The following is a 17,742-nucleotide window of genomic DNA, read 5'->3' as shown; positions in this document are numbered from 1 at the left end:
GCAAGGTGTCGCGCTCCCCGGCGGGCAGGGGGATGCGCACGCTCGCGCTGTCGCGCCCGGCCGCCACCACGCCGCCGTTCACCCGCACCTCGTCGACGTGCATGGCCGCCGCGAGGTCGAGGGCGAGGGTGTCCACGCGTCGCGTGCGGGCCACCACCGACGTGCTGGTGACCGTCACGTCCTGATCGAGTCCGCGAGGGGAGAAGGCGACGCGGAAGTCGTAGTGCTGGACGTCGATCCCCGGCCGCGCCGATCCGGTCAGGCTACGTCCCTGCGCGTCGGCGCGCGCCGAGGCCGCGATCACCCCCGCCATTGCGAGGGCGAGCGGGACGCCGGCCCTCGGGAGGGGAGCCGACATCCGGCGCCATGACGCGGCCGCCAAACGGCGTGCGGCGCCCATCATCGCGATACCCGGTAGATGAGCCCCGCCTGGTCGTCCGAGATCAGGACGGCGCCGTCACGCGCCACCAGGACGTCGACCGGGCGTCCCCACCGCTTGCCGTCGGCGTCCTGCCACCCCACCAGGAAGTCCTCGATGCCGACGGGCTTCCCGTCGGCCACCCTGATACGCACCACCTTGGCCCCGGTGGGGACGTCGCGGTTCCACGAGCCGTGGAACGCCACGAGCGCGTCGCCGCGGTACTCGGTGGGGAAGGTCGTCGCCCGGTCGAGGAACGCGATGCCTAACGGCGCCGAGTGCGCCTGCATCTTGAACGCCGGCGGGATCGTGGTGGCGCAGCGCGCCGCGTCGCGGTACTCGGGGTTGGGGATGCGGTCGCCATGGCAGTAGGGCCACCCGAAGTGCCCGCCGTCACGGAGGATGTTGATCTCCTCGAAGGGGAGGTCCTGGTGATCGGGCTCGAGGTTGTCGCGCTCGTGCTGCGTGACCCAGATCTGCCTCGTGACCGGATGGACCGCCATCCCCACCGCGTTGCGCAGCCCGCTGGAGTACACCCGCCCATTCGTCCCGTCCGCGTCGTAGCGCATGACCGCGGCGCGGTCCGGCGTGCGCTCCTCGCAGATGTTGCAGGTGGAGCCGATGGAGACGTACATGCCGCCGTCGGGGCCGAAGATCACGGTGCGCGTCCAGTGCCCCCCGGCGCTGCTGTACGTCGCGACGGTCTCGGGCTTCGCGGCCGCCTTCATCCCGGCCGCCGGGTCGAGGCGCACGCGCACCACCGCGCCGGTATTGGCGATGTAGAGCCATCCGTCGTGGAAGGCGAGCCCGTGCGGGCGCTCGAGGCCGCGGACCACGACCGATTGCTGCTCCGCGACCCCGTCGCCATCGGCGTCGACGAGGCGCACGATCTCGCCAGCCAGCGGGCGCGACGCGTACACGGCGCCGTCGGGCCCCAGCGCCATGAAGCGCACGCGCCCGACCTTCGCGAACTCCCGCACCGAGAAGCCGTCCGGGGCCCAGAGCCGTCCGCCGTACGTGGCCTGCACCAGGTGCGGCGCGCGCGGGGGTTGGGAGGTGGCACTCGTGGTGCAGGCCCCGAGGAGGAGGGCGGCGATGGCGGACGTGCGACGGCGGACGCGGGGGAGGGAGACTCGCATGATGGGGCCTGGCGTGGGGACGAAGCGGCCTGGGAACGATACTGCGTGACGCTCAGCTACGGACCCGGTTGCGTCCCTCGGCCTTGGCCCGGTAGAGGGCCTGGTCGGCGGCAGCCAGCAGGTCCTCGGCAGTCTCGAGCCCTGGCGCCGGGTAGGAGGCCACTCCCACGCTCGCCGTCAGATGCAAGTGTCCCCCGTCCGGGAGCGGGAACGGGTGTGCCTCGATGAGCTCGCGGATCCGCTCGGCGAAGACCGTCGCCCCCGACACCGCCGTCTCGGGGAGGACGATGACGAACTCTTCCCCCCCGTACCGCGCCACCACGTCCACCGCGCGCACGGCGCCCTGCAGCAGCGCCCCCACGTCCATCAGCACGTCGTCACCCACCAGGTGCCCGTGCGTATCGTTGACCCGCTTGAAGTGGTCGATGTCGATGAGGAGGAGCGACACCGTCGAGTCGTAGCGCCTGACGCGCTCCAGCTCGGAGACGAGGCGCTCGGTGAGGGCGCGCCGGTTGAGCACCGCCGTGAGCGGGTCGGTGTGCGCCAGCATCTCGAGACGGCGATTGTCCTCCATCGTCGTCTCCAGCACCTTGGCGCGCTGCACCGCCACCACCGCCGCCTTCACCACCGTGTCGGCGAACTCGACGTCATCGGGCGTGAGCGGCGGTTCGTTCACCGAGCGGCGCAGGAAGAAGACCCCGGCCTGCGACGGATCGAGGGCGAAGGGGAGCGCGATCACGGAGCGGGTGTGCACGGTCGTCCCCTCGAGCAGCCAGCGACGGCGCGCCTCCGCGTAGAGCGGCGCCGTCATCACGTCCTCGACCAGCACCGGGCGCCCGCTGTCGAGGGCGGCGCGGATCTCCGGATAGCGGTCGAGCTCGAGCTCGAACTGTCGCTCGGCGCCCTGCTCGAAGGCCGTCGCCACCACCCGCGGGCGCTCGCCGTGTCGTGCCAGGATCACCGAACAGTGCGTGAGGTCGAGCGCACGCGCCACGCGGCGCGCCAGCAGGTGGTAGATCTCGTCCGACGAGAGGTCCTCGGTCACGTCGTGCAGGATGTCGACGAGCTTCCGGCGACTCTCGGCCTCCTCGCGCACCCGGACCAGCTCCTCCTCGCGTTGGCGCAGCGTGTCGTTGGCCGACTTGAGGATGGCGCGCATCCGGAGTTGCGCCTGGATGCGGGCCAGCAGCTCCTTCACGCGGAACGGCTTGCGCACGAAGTCGGCCGCGCCGAGTCCCAGCGTCCGCACGGCCGCCTCCTCGGGCGGGAGCGACGAGACCATCATCACCGGGACGTCGTGGAATCGCTCGTCGTCCTTGATGCGCTCGAGGACCTGGTAGCCGTCCAGGTCGGGAATCATCACGTCGAGCATCACCAGGTCGGGGGTGCGCTCCTCCATCAATTCCAGCACCTGCATCCCCCGCCGGGCCGAGACCACGTCGTAGCCGTGCTCCTTGAGCACCCAGGTCATGGTCTGGACCACCGACGGATCGTCGTCGGCGACGAGGATGCGGGCGTTAGGCATTCCCGAGCAGCTCCCGCAGCCCGTCCCACTCGATGTTCCCCCCACTGAGGACGCAGACGGCGCGGTCGCCCGGCTCGAGCTTCACCGTCCCCGCCAGCAGCGCGGCCACCGTGATCGCCCCGCTCGGCTCGGCCACGAGCTTGGCGCGATCGAGGAGGAGGCGCACCGCGGCCGCCATGTCGCGATCCTCGACCGTGACCACGTCGTCGACGAACGCCTGGTGATGGGCGAAGGTCGTGGTCCCGATGCGCACCGCCAGGAGCCCGTCGGCGATGCTCTCCGTCTTCGGCAACACGACCGGCTCGCCCGCCTCGCGCGCCCTGGTGAGCTTGGGCGCCCCGGCCGGCTCCACCCCGACGACCCGTGCAGAAGGGGCAAGGTACTTGATCGCCGCCGATACCCCGGCGCTCAGCCCCCCGCCGCCGACCGGCACGAGGACCGTCGTCGCCCCGGGAAGGTCCTCGGCGATCTCCAGCCCCACCGTCCCCTGCCCCGCGATGATCGTCGCGTCGTCGTACGGCGGGACGAGGGCGACTCCCTCCTCGCGCACCAGCTCGAGCGCCCGATCCATGCGATCCTTGGTCGTCGTCCCGGCCAGTACCACGCGGGCCCCCAGGCGTTCGGCGCCGGCGCGTTTCGCCGCGGTCACCGTGATCGGCATGACCACCGTGGCCGGGACGCCGAAAAGCCGGGCGGCGTAAGCCACCGCCTGCGCGTGGTTCCCTGACGAAGGGGCAATCACGCCGCGGGCGCGATCGGGGGGGGCCAGGCGTGCCAGGTACGTGTACGCTCCGCGGAACTTGAAGGCTCCGCCGCGCTGCAACATCTCCGGCTTGATCCAGACGTTGGCCCCCGCCTGCCCGGCGAGCGCGTCGAACGGCAGCAGGGGGGTGCGCACCGCCACCCCCCGGAGCATCGCGGCGGCGGCGCGGAGGTCATCGAGGGTGACGAGGGGGTGACGGCTCGAAGTGGGGGTCACGCGTGCGGGGGAGGGCGGAGGGCGGGGAGGACGGGAGACACCATGGGCGGGAGCAGCTGCAGACCCGCGAACGGCCCCGCTCGCTAATGTACTCTGCAAGAACCACGCTTGGCACGGCGCTTCGTTCCGCCCTGATCAGGGATAGCGGTAGCGTTGGAGGTAATGCAGGTCGTCCTCGTCCTTCCTGACCGCGTAGAGCACCCCTTTCCCGAAGCCGATGAGCGCGACGTCCTTCGGGGCGCGCACCCGGCGCTCGAGCCGCCCGCCGGGGGCAAGAATGTCGTACTCCATGGCGGCATCGTACCCCGCCATGGTGCGCGCCACCCAGAGGCGCCCGTCGGGAGCGGCGCGCACCGCCGCGAACGGGGGTCGCACCTTGGGCCAGGGGGACGGTTCCTCCACCTCCATGGCGATCTTCGGCATCTTTTGCCCACTTCCGGCGGCCATGGACGCTCCGAGCTTGAGCCCCTGCTCGGCCGCCTCTCGCGTCACCTTTCGCGCACGCGCCTTGTCGCCCTCGGTGATGGGGAGCGGGGTCCACGGGACGCGCGGCCCGGGGGTCGATCGCCCGGAGGGGTCGATCCACTCGGTGTGGTAATCGGCTGCTCGCGCCACGGCGACCCGGCCATCGGGAAAGACCGCCCACGTGTCGCGCATCTGGAAGGTGACCAGCGGAAGTACGACGCGCATGCCATCGGTCGGATTCCCGCCCATCCTCGGGGTCGAGCGTGGCTCGACGCGCGTCGCGATGGTGTCGCCGCGCGTCCCCACGCTCGTCCACCGCACCAGGGCCACCGTGTCGCTCAGGACCGGCATCTTGCCGGGGACGAGCGTCATGCCGCGCGACTCCGAGTAGTAGCGCCCTCGGGCATCGATGGCGACGATCGCACCGACCTTCATGATCGTGCTCGCCAGGTCGCCTGCCGGGACGAGCCGGTGGGCGCGCCTGGGCGTCCCCTGCGCATCGAGCACCAACACCCGCTGTTGCAGGATGTCGGTCACGAGGATGGAGTCACCCGAGCCGAAGATCCCACTGGGGAGCTGGTATTCCAGCGGCCCGCCCCCCTGGCGCGAGACCCGGGTCGCCGTCTCGTTGTCGAAGTCGTAGAGATAGAGGAGGCGCTCCTTCGCGTCGGCCACGAGCACGCGCCCGTCACGCAGCTCGAGAAGCGCCATGGGCTGCGAGAGCGGTTCCGGGTGCTCGCTGAGCGGCGCTCGGAGGGTCACGGTTGCCACCTGCTGCGCAGGCAGCGGGGAGCCGACCGCCGTCGCCAGCAGCCAGCTCCCCGTTGCGATCCACCGTGCGGCCTGGCCCACGCGCGTGGACCAGGCTCCCCGTGCCTGCGACATGTCCGCCTCCTGGCGGGTGGTGCGGCTACTCGCCCTCGCTCTCCAGCGGCAATTCGTTGGCCTCATCGGGCGTCACGCTGCCGCCGTCGTCGTCGACGCCTTCCTTGTCGTCAGGCACCACGCGCGCCACCGCCGTCACGCCATCCCCCGCCTCGAGGTTGACCAGCTTGACCCCCTGCGTGGCGCGCCCGGCAACCCGCACCTGCGACACGGGCGAGCGGATGACCATCCCGTTCTTGGTGATGATCATGATCTCGTCCTCGGGAAGGACTTCCATGAGGGCGACCACGTCGCCGGTCTTCTCCGTGCGGTTGAGCGTGAGGATCCCCTTCCCCCCGCGCTTCTGCACCCGGTAGTCGTCGATGTGCGAGCACTTCCCCAGCCCCTTGGTGGTGACCACCATGAGCGTCGCCTCGCGCTTCACGACCACCATCCCCACCACGCGATCGTCGGGACGCAGCTCGATCCCCTTCACACCGGTGGTATCGCGCCCCATCTGACGCACGTCGCTCTCGTGGAAGCGCACGGAGAGGCCGTGCTGGGTGGCCAGGACGATGTCGTTGGTCCCGTGCGTCACCTGCACGTCGATGAGCTCGTCCCCGTCCTCGATCTTGATCGCCTTGATCCCCGTGGAGCGCGGGTTGGAGTACTCGCTCAGGGCGGACTTCTTGACCGTCCCCTTCCGGGTGCAGAAGAGGAGGTACTGGTCCTCGGGGAACTCCCGCACGAAGACCATGGACTGGATCTTGGTGTCGGGGGTGGTATTGATCAGGTTGACGATCGGCTTCCCCTTGGTGGCGCGCCCGGCCTGCGGGATCTCGTAGACCTTGAGCCAGTAGCAGCGTCCATCGTCGGTGAAGATCAGGATGTAGTCGTGCGTCGACCCCACGTAGAGGCGCTCGATGAAGTCGCCCTCGCGCAGGTCGGCCCCCGACGCCCCGGTGCCGCCGCGGCGCTGCTTGCGGTAGGTGGAGATCGAGGTGCGCTTGATGTACCCCGAGTGTGACACGGTCACGACCATGTCTTCCTCGGCGATCAGGTCCTCGATCGTGAACTCCCCTTCGTCGCTGGTGATCTCGGTGCGGCGCTCGTCCCCGTACTTCTCGGCCACGGCGGTCAGCTCGGCCTTCATCACCGCCATGCGCTTGTCCTTCGAGGCCAGCAGGGCCCGCAGCTCGGCGATCATCGCCCGCACCTCGGCCAGCTCCGCCTCCAGCTTCTCGATCTCCAGCCCGGTCAGCTTGGCGAGGCGCATGTTGAGGATCGCCTCCGCCTGGCGCTCCGAAAGCTTGAAGCGCGCTTGCAGCTGCGCGCTGGCGGTGGGGGTATCCTCGGCGGCACGGATGATCTTGATGACCTCGTCGATGTTGTCGACGGCGATCTTGAGTCCCTCGAGGATGTGCTCGCGCTCGAGCGCCTTGTCGAGGTCGTACTGCGTGCGCCTGACGATGACCTCGTGCCGGTGGGCGATGTAATGCCCCAGCACGTCCTTGAGCGGCATGACCTTGGGCACCAGCTGGCGCGTGTGCGGGTCGGGGACCAGCGCCAGCATGATGACGCCGAACGACGCCTGCATCTGCGTGTGCTTGTACAGCTGGTTGAGCACCACGCGCGGGATGGCGTCGCGCTTCAGCTCGATCACGATGCGCATCCCGTCCTTGTCGGACTCGTTGCGCAGGTCACTGACCCCCTCGAGCTTCTTCTCCTTCACGAGCTCGACGATCTCGGTGACGATCTTGATCGGGTTCACCTGGTACGGGACCTCGGTGATCACGATCTGCGAGCGGCCGCTGGACTCCTTCTCCTCGATCATGGCCCGCGCGCGCATCACGATCTTGCCGCGCCCGGTCTCCTGGTAGTCCTTGATCCCCGCGCGTCCGTAGATGAAGCCACCGGTGGGGAAGTCCGGCCCCTTGACGAACTTGCGCAGCTCCGCGGCGTCCAGCTGGGGGTTGTCGATCAGCGCGATGGTCGCCTTGACGATCTCGCCCAGGTTGTGCGGCGGGATGTTGGTCGCCATGCCCACCGCAATCCCGGCCGAGCCGTTGACGAGCAGGTTCGGGAACGACGCCGGGAGGACCTTGGGCTCCTGCAGGCGGTCGTCGAAGTTGGGGGCGAAATCGACCGTGTTCTTGTCGATGTCGGCCAGCATGTCGACCGCGATCTGCGTGAGGCGCGCCTCGGTGTAGCGGTAGGCCGCCGCCGAGTCGCCCTCGATGGAGCCGAAGTTCCCCTGCCCGTCCACCAGCGGGTAGCGGAGCGAGAACTCCTGCACCATGCGCACGAGGGCGTCGTACACCGACGAGTCGCCGTGCGGGTGGTACTTGCCTAACACGTCACCGACGACGGTCGCCGACTTCTTGAACGGGCGCCCCGGGGTGAGGCCAAGCTCGTTCATCGCGTACAGCACGCGACGATGCACCGGCTTGAGACCATCGCGCACGTCCGGGAGGGCACGCGCGACGATGACGCTCATCGAATAGTTGATGAACGATTCCTTGATCTCTTCGTCGATGAGGCGGGGGACGATTCGCTCGCGTTGATGCGGGGCAGTCATGGGGCCGGGATGCGGTGGAAAAACGGCGTTCCGGAGAGACTGGAAAAGTACCCTCGGGAGGGGGTGAAATCAACTCTCCGGCGAATTCGTAACACCTTGCGGCATCGCCACTTGCGAATCTGCACCCCGTTCGGGCCACCCCCTCCGCGCCCCACGTTCCGCCCCCGCGTCTTTCGGTATCTGTTCGCCATGCTCGCAACGCGTGCGGGCGAGTGGGTCGGTGACTGTACCCGCGAAGGAACGGCGGTGGCTCCCCCATGCGGCCGGCGTCGCTGCGCCGCTCGCCCAGGGCTACATTCGGGACTTCCCCACCACGCATCGGGCGGCCGCCTCATGCCCCTCTCCCGTCGCACCTTCCTGGCTTCCGTGGGCGCCGCCGGCGCCGGCACCGTGGTCGCATCGCGATCGGCGCACGCCCTGGCGTGGATCGCGTCACGCGGACGTGAGGGCTCACGCGACGGCGGCCAGCAGCTGACGGGGGGCGAGGCGATCATCAAGCTCGACTCCAACGAGAACCCCTACGGCCCGGCGGCGGACGCCCTCGACGCCGTCATGCGCATGTTCTCCGAGGCGCCGCGCTATCCGGACGCGCACGAGGAGGCGCTCCAGGCGGCCATCGCGGCGCACCACAAGGTCGGCACCGACGCCGTGCTCCTCGGCTGCGGATCGACCGAGATCCTGGCGCTGGCCACGCAGGCGCTGACGTCGCCCACGCGCCCGCTGCTGACCGTCGCCCCCACCTTCGAGACGCCGCGCGACGTGGCGGCCCGGAACAACGTCCCGATCCAGGCGATCGCCGTCGACGGGAGCCTGCGCATCGACCTGCAGGCGATGTACGAGCGGTGCCGCGGAGCCGGGCTCCTGTTCATCTGCAACCCGAACAACCCCACCGGGACGCTGCACGGTATCGGCGACCTGACCCACTTCATCGGGCAGGTGCGCGCCCGCTCGCCCGAGAGCCATGTCCTGGTCGACGAGGCGTATTTCGAGTACGTGAGCGACCCCGCCTACGGGACGGCGATCCCGCTCACGCAAGGGAACCCGCGCGTCATCGTGAGCCGCACCTTCTCGAAGGTGTACGGCATGGCCGGGCTGCGCGCGGGATACGCCATCGCCCACCCCGAGACCATCCGCCGGCTGCAACCATGGCGCACCCCCAGCGGGGTGAATGCCTTCGCCGCGGCGGCAGCGCTCTCGTCGCTCGAGCTCCCCGACCACGTCGCGCGCCAGCGCGCCCTCAACAGCGAGGCACGGACGTTCGCGATGAACGCCATGCGGGGGCTCGGCTTCACGGTCGTCCCGTCACAGGCCAACTTCTTCCTCACCGACATCCGGCGCGACCCCAGGGCCTTCCAGCGCGAGATGCGTGCGCGCGGCGTGGCCGTGGGGCGCTACTTCGCCCCCCTCGAGACGCACGCCCGCATCTCCATCGGCACGATGGAGGAGATGCAGCGGGCGATGGCGATCGCCGCCGAGGTCCTGCGGCACGGATGACCCCACCACCAGACGATCCCATGGCTTCCACCCTCCAGCACCTCGCAGGCGCCTCACCCGACGGCGACGACGAGGCGACCCCGTTCGTCCACCATGTCATCAACGGCGCCAGGCAGCTGACCGAGGTCGAGCGGTGGGGCGACGTCTGCAATCCCTCCACCGGGGCGCGGGTCGCGGCCGTCCCCTTCGCCTCGGCGGCCGACGTCGACGCGGCGGTGCGCAACTCGCTCGCAGCGTTCGCCGAGTGGGGGAGCTGGTCCGCACTCAAGCGCGCGCGTGTGATGTTCCGCTTCAAGGAGCTGATCGAGGCGCACATGGACGAGCTGGCGCGCCTCGTCGCCAGCGAGCACGGCAAGGTCTTCCTCGACGCCAAGGGCGAGGTCCAGCGCGGGGTGGAGGTGGTGGAGTTCTGCTGCGGGATCCCGCACCTGATGAAGGGTGAGTTCTCCGACACGGTCTCGACGGGGATCGACTCGTACTCGCTGCGGCAGCCGTTGGGCGTGGCGGCGGGAATCACGCCGTTCAACTTCCCGGTCATGGTCCCCCTCTGGATGCTCGCCCCGGCCATCGCCAGCGGGAACTGCTTCGTCCTCAAGCCGTCGGAGAAGGACCCCTCGGCGCCTGTGCGGCTGGCGGAGCTTCTGGTGGAGGCCGGCGCGCCCCCCGGGGTGCTCAACGTCGTCCACGGGGACAAGGTCGCGGTCGACGCGCTGATCACGCACCCCGACGTCGCGGCGGTCTCGTTCGTCGGCTCGACGCCGATCGCGCAACACGTCTACGCGACCGCCGCGCGGCACGGGAAGCGCGTGCAGGCGATGGGCGGCGCGAAGAACCACCTCATCGTCATGCCCGACGCCGACCTCGACATGGCGGTCGATGCCCTCATGGGCGCCGCCTACGGCTCGGCGGGGGAGCGGTGCATGGCGATCTCCGTGGCCGTCCCCGTGGGCGAGGCGGTGGCGAATGCGCTCGTCGCGCGGCTCGCCGAACGGGTCAAGGCGCTCAGGGTCGGGCCGTCCCTTGCCGACGGGATGGAGATGGGGCCGCTGGTGACGGCGGCGCACCACGAGCGCGTGAGCGGGTATGTCGCGTTAGGTGTCGGGGAGGGGGCGACGCTGGTGGTGGACGGGCGCGGCGTCCGCATCGCCGACGGGACGCACGACCACGGCTACTTCCTGGGCGGGTGCCTGTTCGATCACGTCACCCCGGAAATGCGGATCTACCGCGAGGAGATCTTCGGCCCGGTGCTCTGCGTCGTGCGCGCCAGCTCCTTCGACGAGGCGATCGGCCTCGCCAACGCCCACGAGTTCGGGAACGGCGTGTCGATCTACACGCGCGATGGCGACACGGCGCGCGAGTTCGTGCATCGCGTCCAGGTCGGGATGGTCGGGGTCAACGTCCCGATCCCCGTCCCCCTCGCGTTCTATTCCTTTGGCGGCTGGAAGGCGTCCGCATTCGGCGACCACAACCAGCACGGCATGGACGGCGTGCGGTTCTACACGAAGGTGAAGACCGTGACGCAGCGCTGGCCGAAGGGGATCAGGAGCGGGAGCGAGTTCGTGATGCCGACGCTCAAGTAGAAGACGAGAAGACGAGAAGACGAGAAGACGAGAAGACGAGAAGACGAGCGGGCGGGCGCTCCCTCTTCCCGATTCCCTTCCCCTACTTCGCCCTCCCGTACTTCCGCATCGCCTGCAGCATCCGGTCCACCGGCATCGCGTAGACGCGCAGGTCGTTCGCCCCCGTCGTGGTCTCGGCGGCGAGGAGGGCGTTGGTGATGGCCGCCTCGGTCGCCTGCGCGGTCGCGGTGAAGAGCGGGGAGATGCGGTCGTTCGTCAGCATCGTCACCGTCGTCGCGCTGTCCGACGACCAGCTTCCCGGGTTGGCGGTCGAGAAGGCGATGAAGATGTCGCCCGACCCGTTGCCGCCGAATCCGCCCTGCCGCCCGATTCCCAGCGAGACCCGCGTGGCGACGCGCTTGAGCTGGTGCGGAAGGAGGGGGGCATCGGTGGCCACCACCACGATGATCGACCCCTGCTCGGGGCGGTCCTCGTCCTCCGGGCCGGGAGCGTCGGAGCAGCGACGCGCCCCGCGCGCCGCGTCGGCCGGCGCGATGCTGCTGACGGCCAGGCACGGCGTGAGGTCGGGAATCTCCTCGCCCACCGGAACGCCGGCGATGCGGAGGTCGCGGCGTGCCCCGTAGTTGCACTGGACCAGGACGCCGACGGTGTACCCGCCCTGCGACGCCGGGAGGACGCGCGACGCCGTCCCGATCCCTCCCTTGAAGCCGTGGCACACCATCCCCGTCCCCCCTCCCACGACGCCCTCACGCGGCAGCCCGCCGGTGGCGCCGTCGAGGGCCGCGATCACGTGCTCCTCCTTCACATGGAAGCCATTGATGTCGTTCAACGCGCCGTCATACGTCTCGGCGACCACCGGGAGCCACCACGGCTGCAACACGTTCTTCTGACCCACCTCCCACTTGATGATCGCATCGCGCACGACCCCCACGCTGTGGGTGTTGGTGATGGCGACCGGCCCCTCCAGGTAACCGCTCTCCTGGACCCACGTGGTCCCCGTCATCTCCCCGTTCCCGTTGAGCGTGAACCAGGCGGCGAAGACCGGGTCGTGGTTCGCCCTGCCGCGCGGATGCACGACCGTCACCCCGGTGCGGACGGGGCCCTTTCCCACCACCAGCTTGCCGCTCCCGCTGATGATGGTGGCGTGCCCCACCTCCACCCCCTTCACGTCGGTGATCGCGTTCAGCGGCCCCGGTATCCCGCCGATGGGAAGGTGGAGCTCGTGCTCGCGCGGCTTGCCTTGGGCGGCGAGTACGTCTGGGAGGCTCGCCGCGACGACGGACGCCAGGGCGCAGGCGAGCGCGCCGGTACGGGCGTGGGAACGGACGACACGGCGAGCGCGCCGAGGGTTCTGCGTGAAGGTCAGCATGCGTCCGGGCAAGGTCTGGGGAGGATGCGAAATCGCCGGGGAACTTCGTCCCCGGCGATCGCCCCCGCCAGACCGCGCGGGCCACATCCCCGGCGGCGCCCGCGCGCGGCGGCGCTACTCCAGCCGATCGAGCGCGCTCCCCAGCTTGTCCACCAGTTCGTCGATGTGCTGCTTCTCGATGATGAGCGGCGGCGAGAGGGCGATGATGTCGGCGGTGGTGCGAACGAGGAGACCGTGGCGGAAGCAGTCGACGTGGCACGCCATGGCTCTCGCCCCGACCGCGCCGGGGCGTGATTCGAGCTCGATCCCGGCCACGAGTCCCAGGTTGCGGACGTCGATCACGTGCCGGCGCCCGCGCAGCGAGTGGATCGCCTCCTGCCAGTAGTGCGCGAGCCCGGCGGCCCGCTGGAAGAGCCCCTCCTCCTCGTACACGTCGAGCGTCGCCAGCCCCGCGGCGCAGGCCAGCGGGTGCCCCGAGTACGTGTACCCGTGGAAGAACTCGATCCCGCTGGGCGATGCGTTCACCACCGTGTCGTAGATGCCGTGGCGCACGAAGACCGCCCCCATGGGGACGTTCCCGTTGGTGATCCCCTTGGCCACGGTCATCATGTCGGGGACGACGCCGAAGTAGTCGGCGGCAAACGGTGCCCCTAACCGCCCGAAGCCGGTGATGACCTCGTCGAAGATGAGGAGGATCCCGTGCTTGTCGCAGATGGCACGCAAGCGCTCGAGGTAGCCGACCGGGGGGACGAGGACCCCGGTGGAGCCGGCCACCGGCTCGACGATCACCGCGGCGATCGTCTCCCCCCCGTGCTGCGCGGCGAGCCCCTCGAGCGCGTCGGCCAGGTCGGCGCCGTGCGCCGGCTGTCCCTTGCTGAAGAAGTTCTCGGCGATCCCGTGGGTATGCGGGAGGTGATCGACGTTAGGCAGGAGGTGGTGGAGGTACGCCTGGCGGTTCGCCGGGATCCCCCCGACCGACATCCCCCCGAAGCCGACGCCGTGATAGCCGCGCTGCCGCCCCACCAGCCGCGTGCGGCGCGTATCACCGCGCGACTGGTGATAGGCAATGGCGATCTTGAGCGCCGAATCGACGGCCTCGGACCCGGAGTTGGTGAAGAAGACGTGGTCGAGGTCCCCCGGGGTGATCGCCGCCAGCCGCGATGCCAGCTGGAACTGGTAGGGATGTCCCAGGTTGAACCCCGGTGCGTAATCGAGCGTCGAGGCGCTGCGGGCGATGGCGTCGACGATCTTCTCGCGCGCATGCCCGGCGTTGACGCACCAGAGGCCGGCGGTGCCGTCGAGGATCTGGTTGCCATCGACGTCCTGGTAGTACATCCCCTTGGCCGAGGCCAGGAGGCGGGGGGCCTTCTTGAACGCCTTGTTGGCGGTGAAGGGCATCCACAACGGCTCGAGCGAGAGGGAGGCGGGAGCGGACATGTTCCTCGAGAGGACGAGAAGACGGGAAGACGGGAAGACGAGGTGCCTTCCCTATTCTGGGGAGCGGAACAGGGAACGTCTACCTGCTGGACGCTCGGGGGAGCGCAAGCGTTGAGCGGCGCGCGCCACCGGGAGCGGCACGACGCGACGGCTCCGGGGCGCGCCGGCGCGACGCGGGGCCGGGATCGCTGCCGCACCGCCCGCGGGAAGACTCGGGCGGCGCCCCTCTCCCCCGTCAGACGCTAGCCAAGTCACGCTCATGCCGGCACCTTCCCGTCGTCTCCACCTGCCGTCCTCTCGTCTTCCCGTCTTCTCGTCTTCTCGTCTTCTCGTCTTCTCGTCTTCTCGTCTTCTCGACTCCCATGTATCGCCGCCACTTCCTGCTCTCGCTCGCCGCCTCAGCGGCCGCGTCATCGCTGCACGCGCAGCGCACCTCCCCGCTCCCGCGAGCCGCAACGACGCCGCGGCAGCTGCGCGACACGCTGGTGATCGACGCGATGGGCGAACTGCGGATGGAATACACCGACGACGTCGTGCGGTCGATGCTGGCGAGCGGGATGGATGCCATCACCATCACCCTCTGCGACCCCAAGCCGGAGGGAGACGAGGCGCTGGCCCTGGCGGTGGACTCGCTCCTGGCGCACGATCGCTACCTCGCCTCGCGCCCCGACCTCTACGTCAAGGCCACCACCGCCGCCGACATCGATCGCGCTCGCCGGGCGGGGAAGCTCGCCGTCTTCTACCTCTTCCAGAACACGGTGCAGTTCGGGACCTCGCTGGACCGCGTCGACATGTTCCACCGCCTCGGGGTGCGATCGTGCCAGCTCACCTACAACACCCGGAACCACGTCGGGGTCGGCTGCTGGGAGGAGGGGGGGATGACTCCCTTCGGCCACGAATTGATCCGGCGGATGAACGAGCGGCGGATGCTCGTCGACCTCTCGCATGCCAACATGCAGACGATGCGCGAGGCCATTGCGGCATCCCGGGCGCCGGTGATCATCTCGCACACCGCCTGCATGGCGGTGCACGAGAACCGGCGCAACACGACCGACGACGTCCTGCGGGCGCTGGCCGATCGCGGCGGCGTGGTGGGGATCTGCCAGATGCGCCCATTCCTGACCAGCAAGCGAGGCAAGGATGCGCTCCCGGTCTACTTCGACCACATCGTGCACGCCATCAAGGTGGCCGGCGCGGAGCACGTGTGCATCGGGAGCGATCGCGACCACCGCGTTATCACCCTCTCGCCGGAGTACGTCGCCGAGTTGAAGAAGGAGGAGGGCGCCCAGGTGCAAGACAGCGAGCTCCCCTACTTCATCGACGAACTCAACGGCCCGCGCCGCATGGAAGTGGTGTGGGACGGACTGGTGAAACGCGGACTCTCCACCCGCGACGTGGAGCGCGTGATGGGCGGGAACGTCTTCCGGCTCTACCGCGACGTCATGGGGTGACCGACGACGGGGGAGCCGGCGGGATGCCCGCCGCCTGCCGCTCCTGCGTCGTCATGTCCTCGAGCGCCATCGCGGCGTCCTCGGCCTCCTCGCGCGCCTCGACTTCGCGTTCGATGGCGTCGCGCTCGGCGCGATAGCGCGCGTACCATTCGCGCGTCACCTCCCCCGCGAGCTCACGGTTGCCGAGGCCGAAGGCCAGCGCGAGCGCGAGGGCCACGGCACCGAAGAGGATCGCGAAGGCCGTGGTGACGATGTCCGAGGCGATCCCGAGCTCCTGCAGCGCCATGAAGATCGCGAGGACGACGACCATCCAGCGCCCGATGCGCGCCAGCGTCGGCCCGCCCTGCACCGCCCCCGCCGAGGCCATGATCAACCCGCCGGTGAATCGCCCGAGGACGATGCCGACGATCAGGATCACGATCGCCGACATCAGCGACGGGAGGTAGCCCACCAGCTCGGTGAAGACCGAGGCCAGCGATTCCATGCCTAACGCATTCGCGGCCAGCATGATGACCGCGAACATCACGAACCAGAACAGCACCTGCCCCACGACGCGCGTGGGATTGAAGTGCGACCCCGTGCGCTCGACGGCCTCCAACACCCCCCCGCGCTCGAGCCAGCGGTTGAGGCGGATCTTCCGAAGGAGGCGCTCCGTGCCGTTCTCCACCAACTTGGCGAGGAGGTAGCCGGCAAAGAGGATGACGAGGGCCCCGGCCATCGCGGGGACGATCTCGACGAGCTGGGCGAAGGAGTCCTGCAGGCGTTCGTAGAACGTCACGGGATGGGCGCGCTGCGCCAGGTTCGGGAAGCCCCGCCGCTCGGGTGGCGCGGGGAGCGCAGAGAATCTAACACGCCCCTGGGAGTTCTCGCCTGAGCGCGTACGTCCCGCCCCCCTTTCGCCCCCCTTTGCGCCGGTCGGCATTTCGCCCGCCGGACGTGCGTAACCGCCCGACTGCGCCCTGCGCCGCCCAACCTAGATTCGACTCCGACCTTCCCACGGAACGCCCCCCTCGGCACGTTCGTCGAAACCGCGCATGTGGCGCTCGGCGTTCACGACGAATTGCGGTGGACGGCGCCCGGCGTCGGGCGCGGCAGCCCGGGCGCCTCCGATCCCCCTGGTGCCGGGGTTGCACCAGGCAGCCGCGTCGACGACGACTTCGGCAGCGCGACGACCACGACAGGACCACTCATGAGCGAGCAGCAGGGGAGCGGTGGGACCACGGCGCGGGCGGCATCACCGCGTCGCGGCGGGGGCGCGCGACGGCGTCGGCGACTCGCTTGGGGCATCCTGGGCGGGATCGCTCTCGCCGCCATCGTCGCCGTCCCCTTGTGGCTGGCGCGCCCCGCTCTGGTGGACGCGACTCCCGTCGCGCGACGCGACGTGGTGCGGACGCTCGTGCTCACCGGGCGCGTGCGTCCCCAGGGGCGCACGCAGCTCGGCACCAGCGTATCCGGAACCGTCCGCGAGGTGCTGGTGCGCGAGGGGGCGCGCGTTACCGTGGGACAGCTCCTCGCGCGAATCGACGATGCCCAGGCCGCCGCCGGACTCGCGCAAGCACGCGCCGCCTTGGCCACCGCGATGGCCCGCACGCGATCCACGAGGGAACAGGCCGATCTGGCGGCGCAGGGCACGCGCCGCGACGCCGAGCGGGCGCGGGCGCTGTACGCGCAGGGGGCCATTAGCGAGAAGGAGAAGGAGGACGCCGAGCGCGCGGCGGCGAACGCCGCGGCGGAGCTGGAGGCGGCAAGCGCACGCGCTGGCGACGCGGCATCGGCGGCTCTCTCCGAGGAGGCGCGCGCCCGCGCCGCCGTGGCGTCGGCGGAGGCGCTCCTCGCCCTCACCCGCGTGCGCGCACCGGCGGCCGGAATCGTCCTCACCCGCAGCGTGGAACCCGGCGACGCCGTGGTCCCCGGCCAGCTGCTCATGGAGCTTGCACTCGACGGGGCCACCGAGCTGGTGGCCTACGCGCGCGAGGAGAACCTGGGAGACCTCGAACCCGACGCACGCGCCATCGCCTCGGCCGACGCCTTTCCCGACAGCACGTTCCCGGCGCGGCTTCGCTGGGTGGCGCCTGTGGTCAACCCCGCGCAGGGGACCGTCGAGGTGCGGTTCGCCATCCCCGAGCCGCCGCCGTACCTGCGCGCCGACATGACCATCTCGGTCAACGTGGAGGCGGCGCGGCGCGAGCGGGCGCTGGTGGTGCCGCGCGACCTGGTTGGCGAGATCTCGTCGACCGTGCCGTGGGTGATGATCGAGCGCGACGGGCGTGCGGTGCGTCAGGCGGTACGGCTCGGGATCCGGGGCGACCGGCATGTCGAAGTGATCGACGGGCTCACGGAGTGGACCCGCGTCCTACCCGTGCAGCTGCAACCCGGGCACCGGGTGCGCGTGCGCGCCATCGCCGGCGACACGAGCCGTGGGCCTGTCGCCCCGGAGCCGTGA

At 70.1% G+C, this 17,742-nt stretch carries 12 protein-coding genes and 1 pseudogene; 4 read left to right on the top strand and 9 right to left on the bottom strand.

The window, feature by feature from the left end; translation table 11 throughout:
* From ABS52_15170 to ABS52_15145, 6 genes and pseudogenes are all read right to left on the bottom strand, one after another.
* A pseudogene (locus tag ABS52_15170) lies at window positions 1-313 on the bottom strand (hypothetical protein).
* An 86-nt stretch (window positions 314-399) separates the two neighbouring features.
* On the bottom strand, window positions 400-1,449 hold the full coding sequence (locus ABS52_15165) for a hypothetical protein (protein ODT02184.1): 1,050 nt from the start codon (window positions 1,447-1,449) through the stop codon (window positions 400-402).
* A gap of 160 nt (window positions 1,450-1,609) precedes the next feature.
* The gene (locus tag ABS52_15160) at window positions 1,610-3,082 is read right to left on the bottom strand and encodes a hypothetical protein (protein ODT02175.1); all 1,473 of its coding nucleotides are present in this window, start codon (window positions 3,080-3,082) and stop codon (window positions 1,610-1,612) included.
* Window positions 3,075-3,998, bottom strand: coding sequence for a hypothetical protein (locus tag ABS52_15155; GenBank protein ID ODT02183.1), 924 nt, complete (start codon window positions 3,996-3,998; stop codon window positions 3,075-3,077). The genes ABS52_15160 and ABS52_15155 overlap by 8 nt, the downstream gene beginning before the upstream one ends.
* Window positions 3,999-4,196: 198 nt before the next feature.
* Window positions 4,197-5,378, bottom strand: coding sequence for a hypothetical protein (locus tag ABS52_15150; GenBank protein ID ODT02174.1), 1,182 nt, complete (start codon window positions 5,376-5,378; stop codon window positions 4,197-4,199).
* 58 nt (window positions 5,379-5,436) lie between these two features.
* Window positions 5,437-7,968, bottom strand: coding sequence for a DNA gyrase subunit A (locus tag ABS52_15145; protein ID ODT02173.1), 2,532 nt, complete (start codon window positions 7,966-7,968; stop codon window positions 5,437-5,439).
* A gap of 333 nt (window positions 7,969-8,301) precedes the next feature.
* Here ABS52_15145 and ABS52_15140 point away from each other — a divergent pair, with 333 nt between their 5' ends.
* Both ABS52_15140 and ABS52_15135 read left to right on the top strand, forming a co-directional pair.
* Window positions 8,302-9,462, top strand: coding sequence for a hypothetical protein (locus ABS52_15140; protein ODT02172.1), 1,161 nt, complete (start codon window positions 8,302-8,304; stop codon window positions 9,460-9,462).
* A 98-nt stretch (window positions 9,463-9,560) separates the two neighbouring features.
* The gene (locus ABS52_15135) at window positions 9,561-11,042 is read left to right on the top strand and encodes a methylmalonate-semialdehyde dehydrogenase (acylating) (GenBank protein ID ODT02182.1); all 1,482 of its coding nucleotides are present in this window, start codon (window positions 9,561-9,563) and stop codon (window positions 11,040-11,042) included.
* A gap of 82 nt (window positions 11,043-11,124) precedes the next feature.
* On the opposite strand, the gene ABS52_15130 is transcribed toward ABS52_15135, so the two are convergent.
* Window positions 11,125-12,330 (bottom strand): aminopeptidase, encoded by a 1,206-nt coding sequence (locus tag ABS52_15130; protein ODT02181.1) that lies wholly within the window; start codon window positions 12,328-12,330, stop codon window positions 11,125-11,127.
* A 195-nt stretch (window positions 12,331-12,525) separates the two neighbouring features.
* Complete coding sequence (locus ABS52_15125; protein ODT02171.1) at window positions 12,526-13,848, bottom strand: omega amino acid--pyruvate aminotransferase; 1,323 nt, start codon at window positions 13,846-13,848, stop codon at window positions 12,526-12,528.
* Window positions 13,849-14,210: 362 nt separating this feature from the next.
* Between ABS52_15125 and ABS52_15120 the strand changes: the two genes are divergently transcribed.
* Window positions 14,211-15,299 (top strand): hypothetical protein, encoded by a 1,089-nt coding sequence (locus tag ABS52_15120; protein ODT02170.1) that lies wholly within the window; start codon window positions 14,211-14,213, stop codon window positions 15,297-15,299.
* Here ABS52_15120 and ABS52_15115 read toward each other — a convergent pair.
* A complete protein-coding gene (locus ABS52_15115) occupies window positions 15,289-16,077 on the bottom strand; it encodes a hypothetical protein (GenBank protein ODT02169.1) in 789 nt (262 codons plus the stop codon). The genes ABS52_15120 and ABS52_15115 overlap by 11 nt on opposite strands.
* Window positions 16,078-16,488: 411 nt before the next feature.
* Between ABS52_15115 and ABS52_15110 the strand changes: the two genes are divergently transcribed.
* On the top strand, window positions 16,489-17,742 hold the full coding sequence (locus ABS52_15110) for a hypothetical protein (protein ID ODT02168.1): 1,254 nt from the start codon (window positions 16,489-16,491) through the stop codon (window positions 17,740-17,742).

The organism is Gemmatimonadetes bacterium SCN 70-22 (assembly GCA_001724275.1).
Classification (GTDB): domain Bacteria; phylum Gemmatimonadota; class Gemmatimonadetes; order Gemmatimonadales; family Gemmatimonadaceae; genus SCN-70-22.
Note: the sequence above shows the minus strand (reverse complement) of the source record. Positions and strands in the feature narration are given on the sequence as shown.

Bases quoted from the DNA above. Each gene is read 5' to 3' on its own strand.
- ABS52_15120 (ODT02170.1), top strand. From the start codon at position 14,211: ATGTATCGCCGCCACTTCCTGCTCTCGCTCGCCGCCTCAGCGGCCGCG.
- ABS52_15145 (ODT02173.1), bottom strand. From the start codon at position 7,968: ATGACTGCCCCGCATCAACGCGAGCGAATCGTCCCCCGCCTCATCGAC.
- ABS52_15125 (ODT02171.1), bottom strand. From the start codon at position 13,848: ATGTCCGCTCCCGCCTCCCTCTCGCTCGAGCCGTTGTGGATGCCCTTC.
- ABS52_15140 (ODT02172.1), top strand. From the start codon at position 8,302: ATGCCCCTCTCCCGTCGCACCTTCCTGGCTTCCGTGGGCGCCGCCGGC.
- ABS52_15110 (ODT02168.1), top strand. From the start codon at position 16,489: ATGAGCGAGCAGCAGGGGAGCGGTGGGACCACGGCGCGGGCGGCATCA.
- ABS52_15160 (ODT02175.1), bottom strand. From the start codon at position 3,082: ATGCCTAACGCCCGCATCCTCGTCGCCGACGACGATCCGTCGGTGGTC.
- ABS52_15155 (ODT02183.1), bottom strand. From the start codon at position 3,998: ATGCTCCGGGGGGTGGCGGTGCGCACCCCCCTGCTGCCGTTCGACGCG.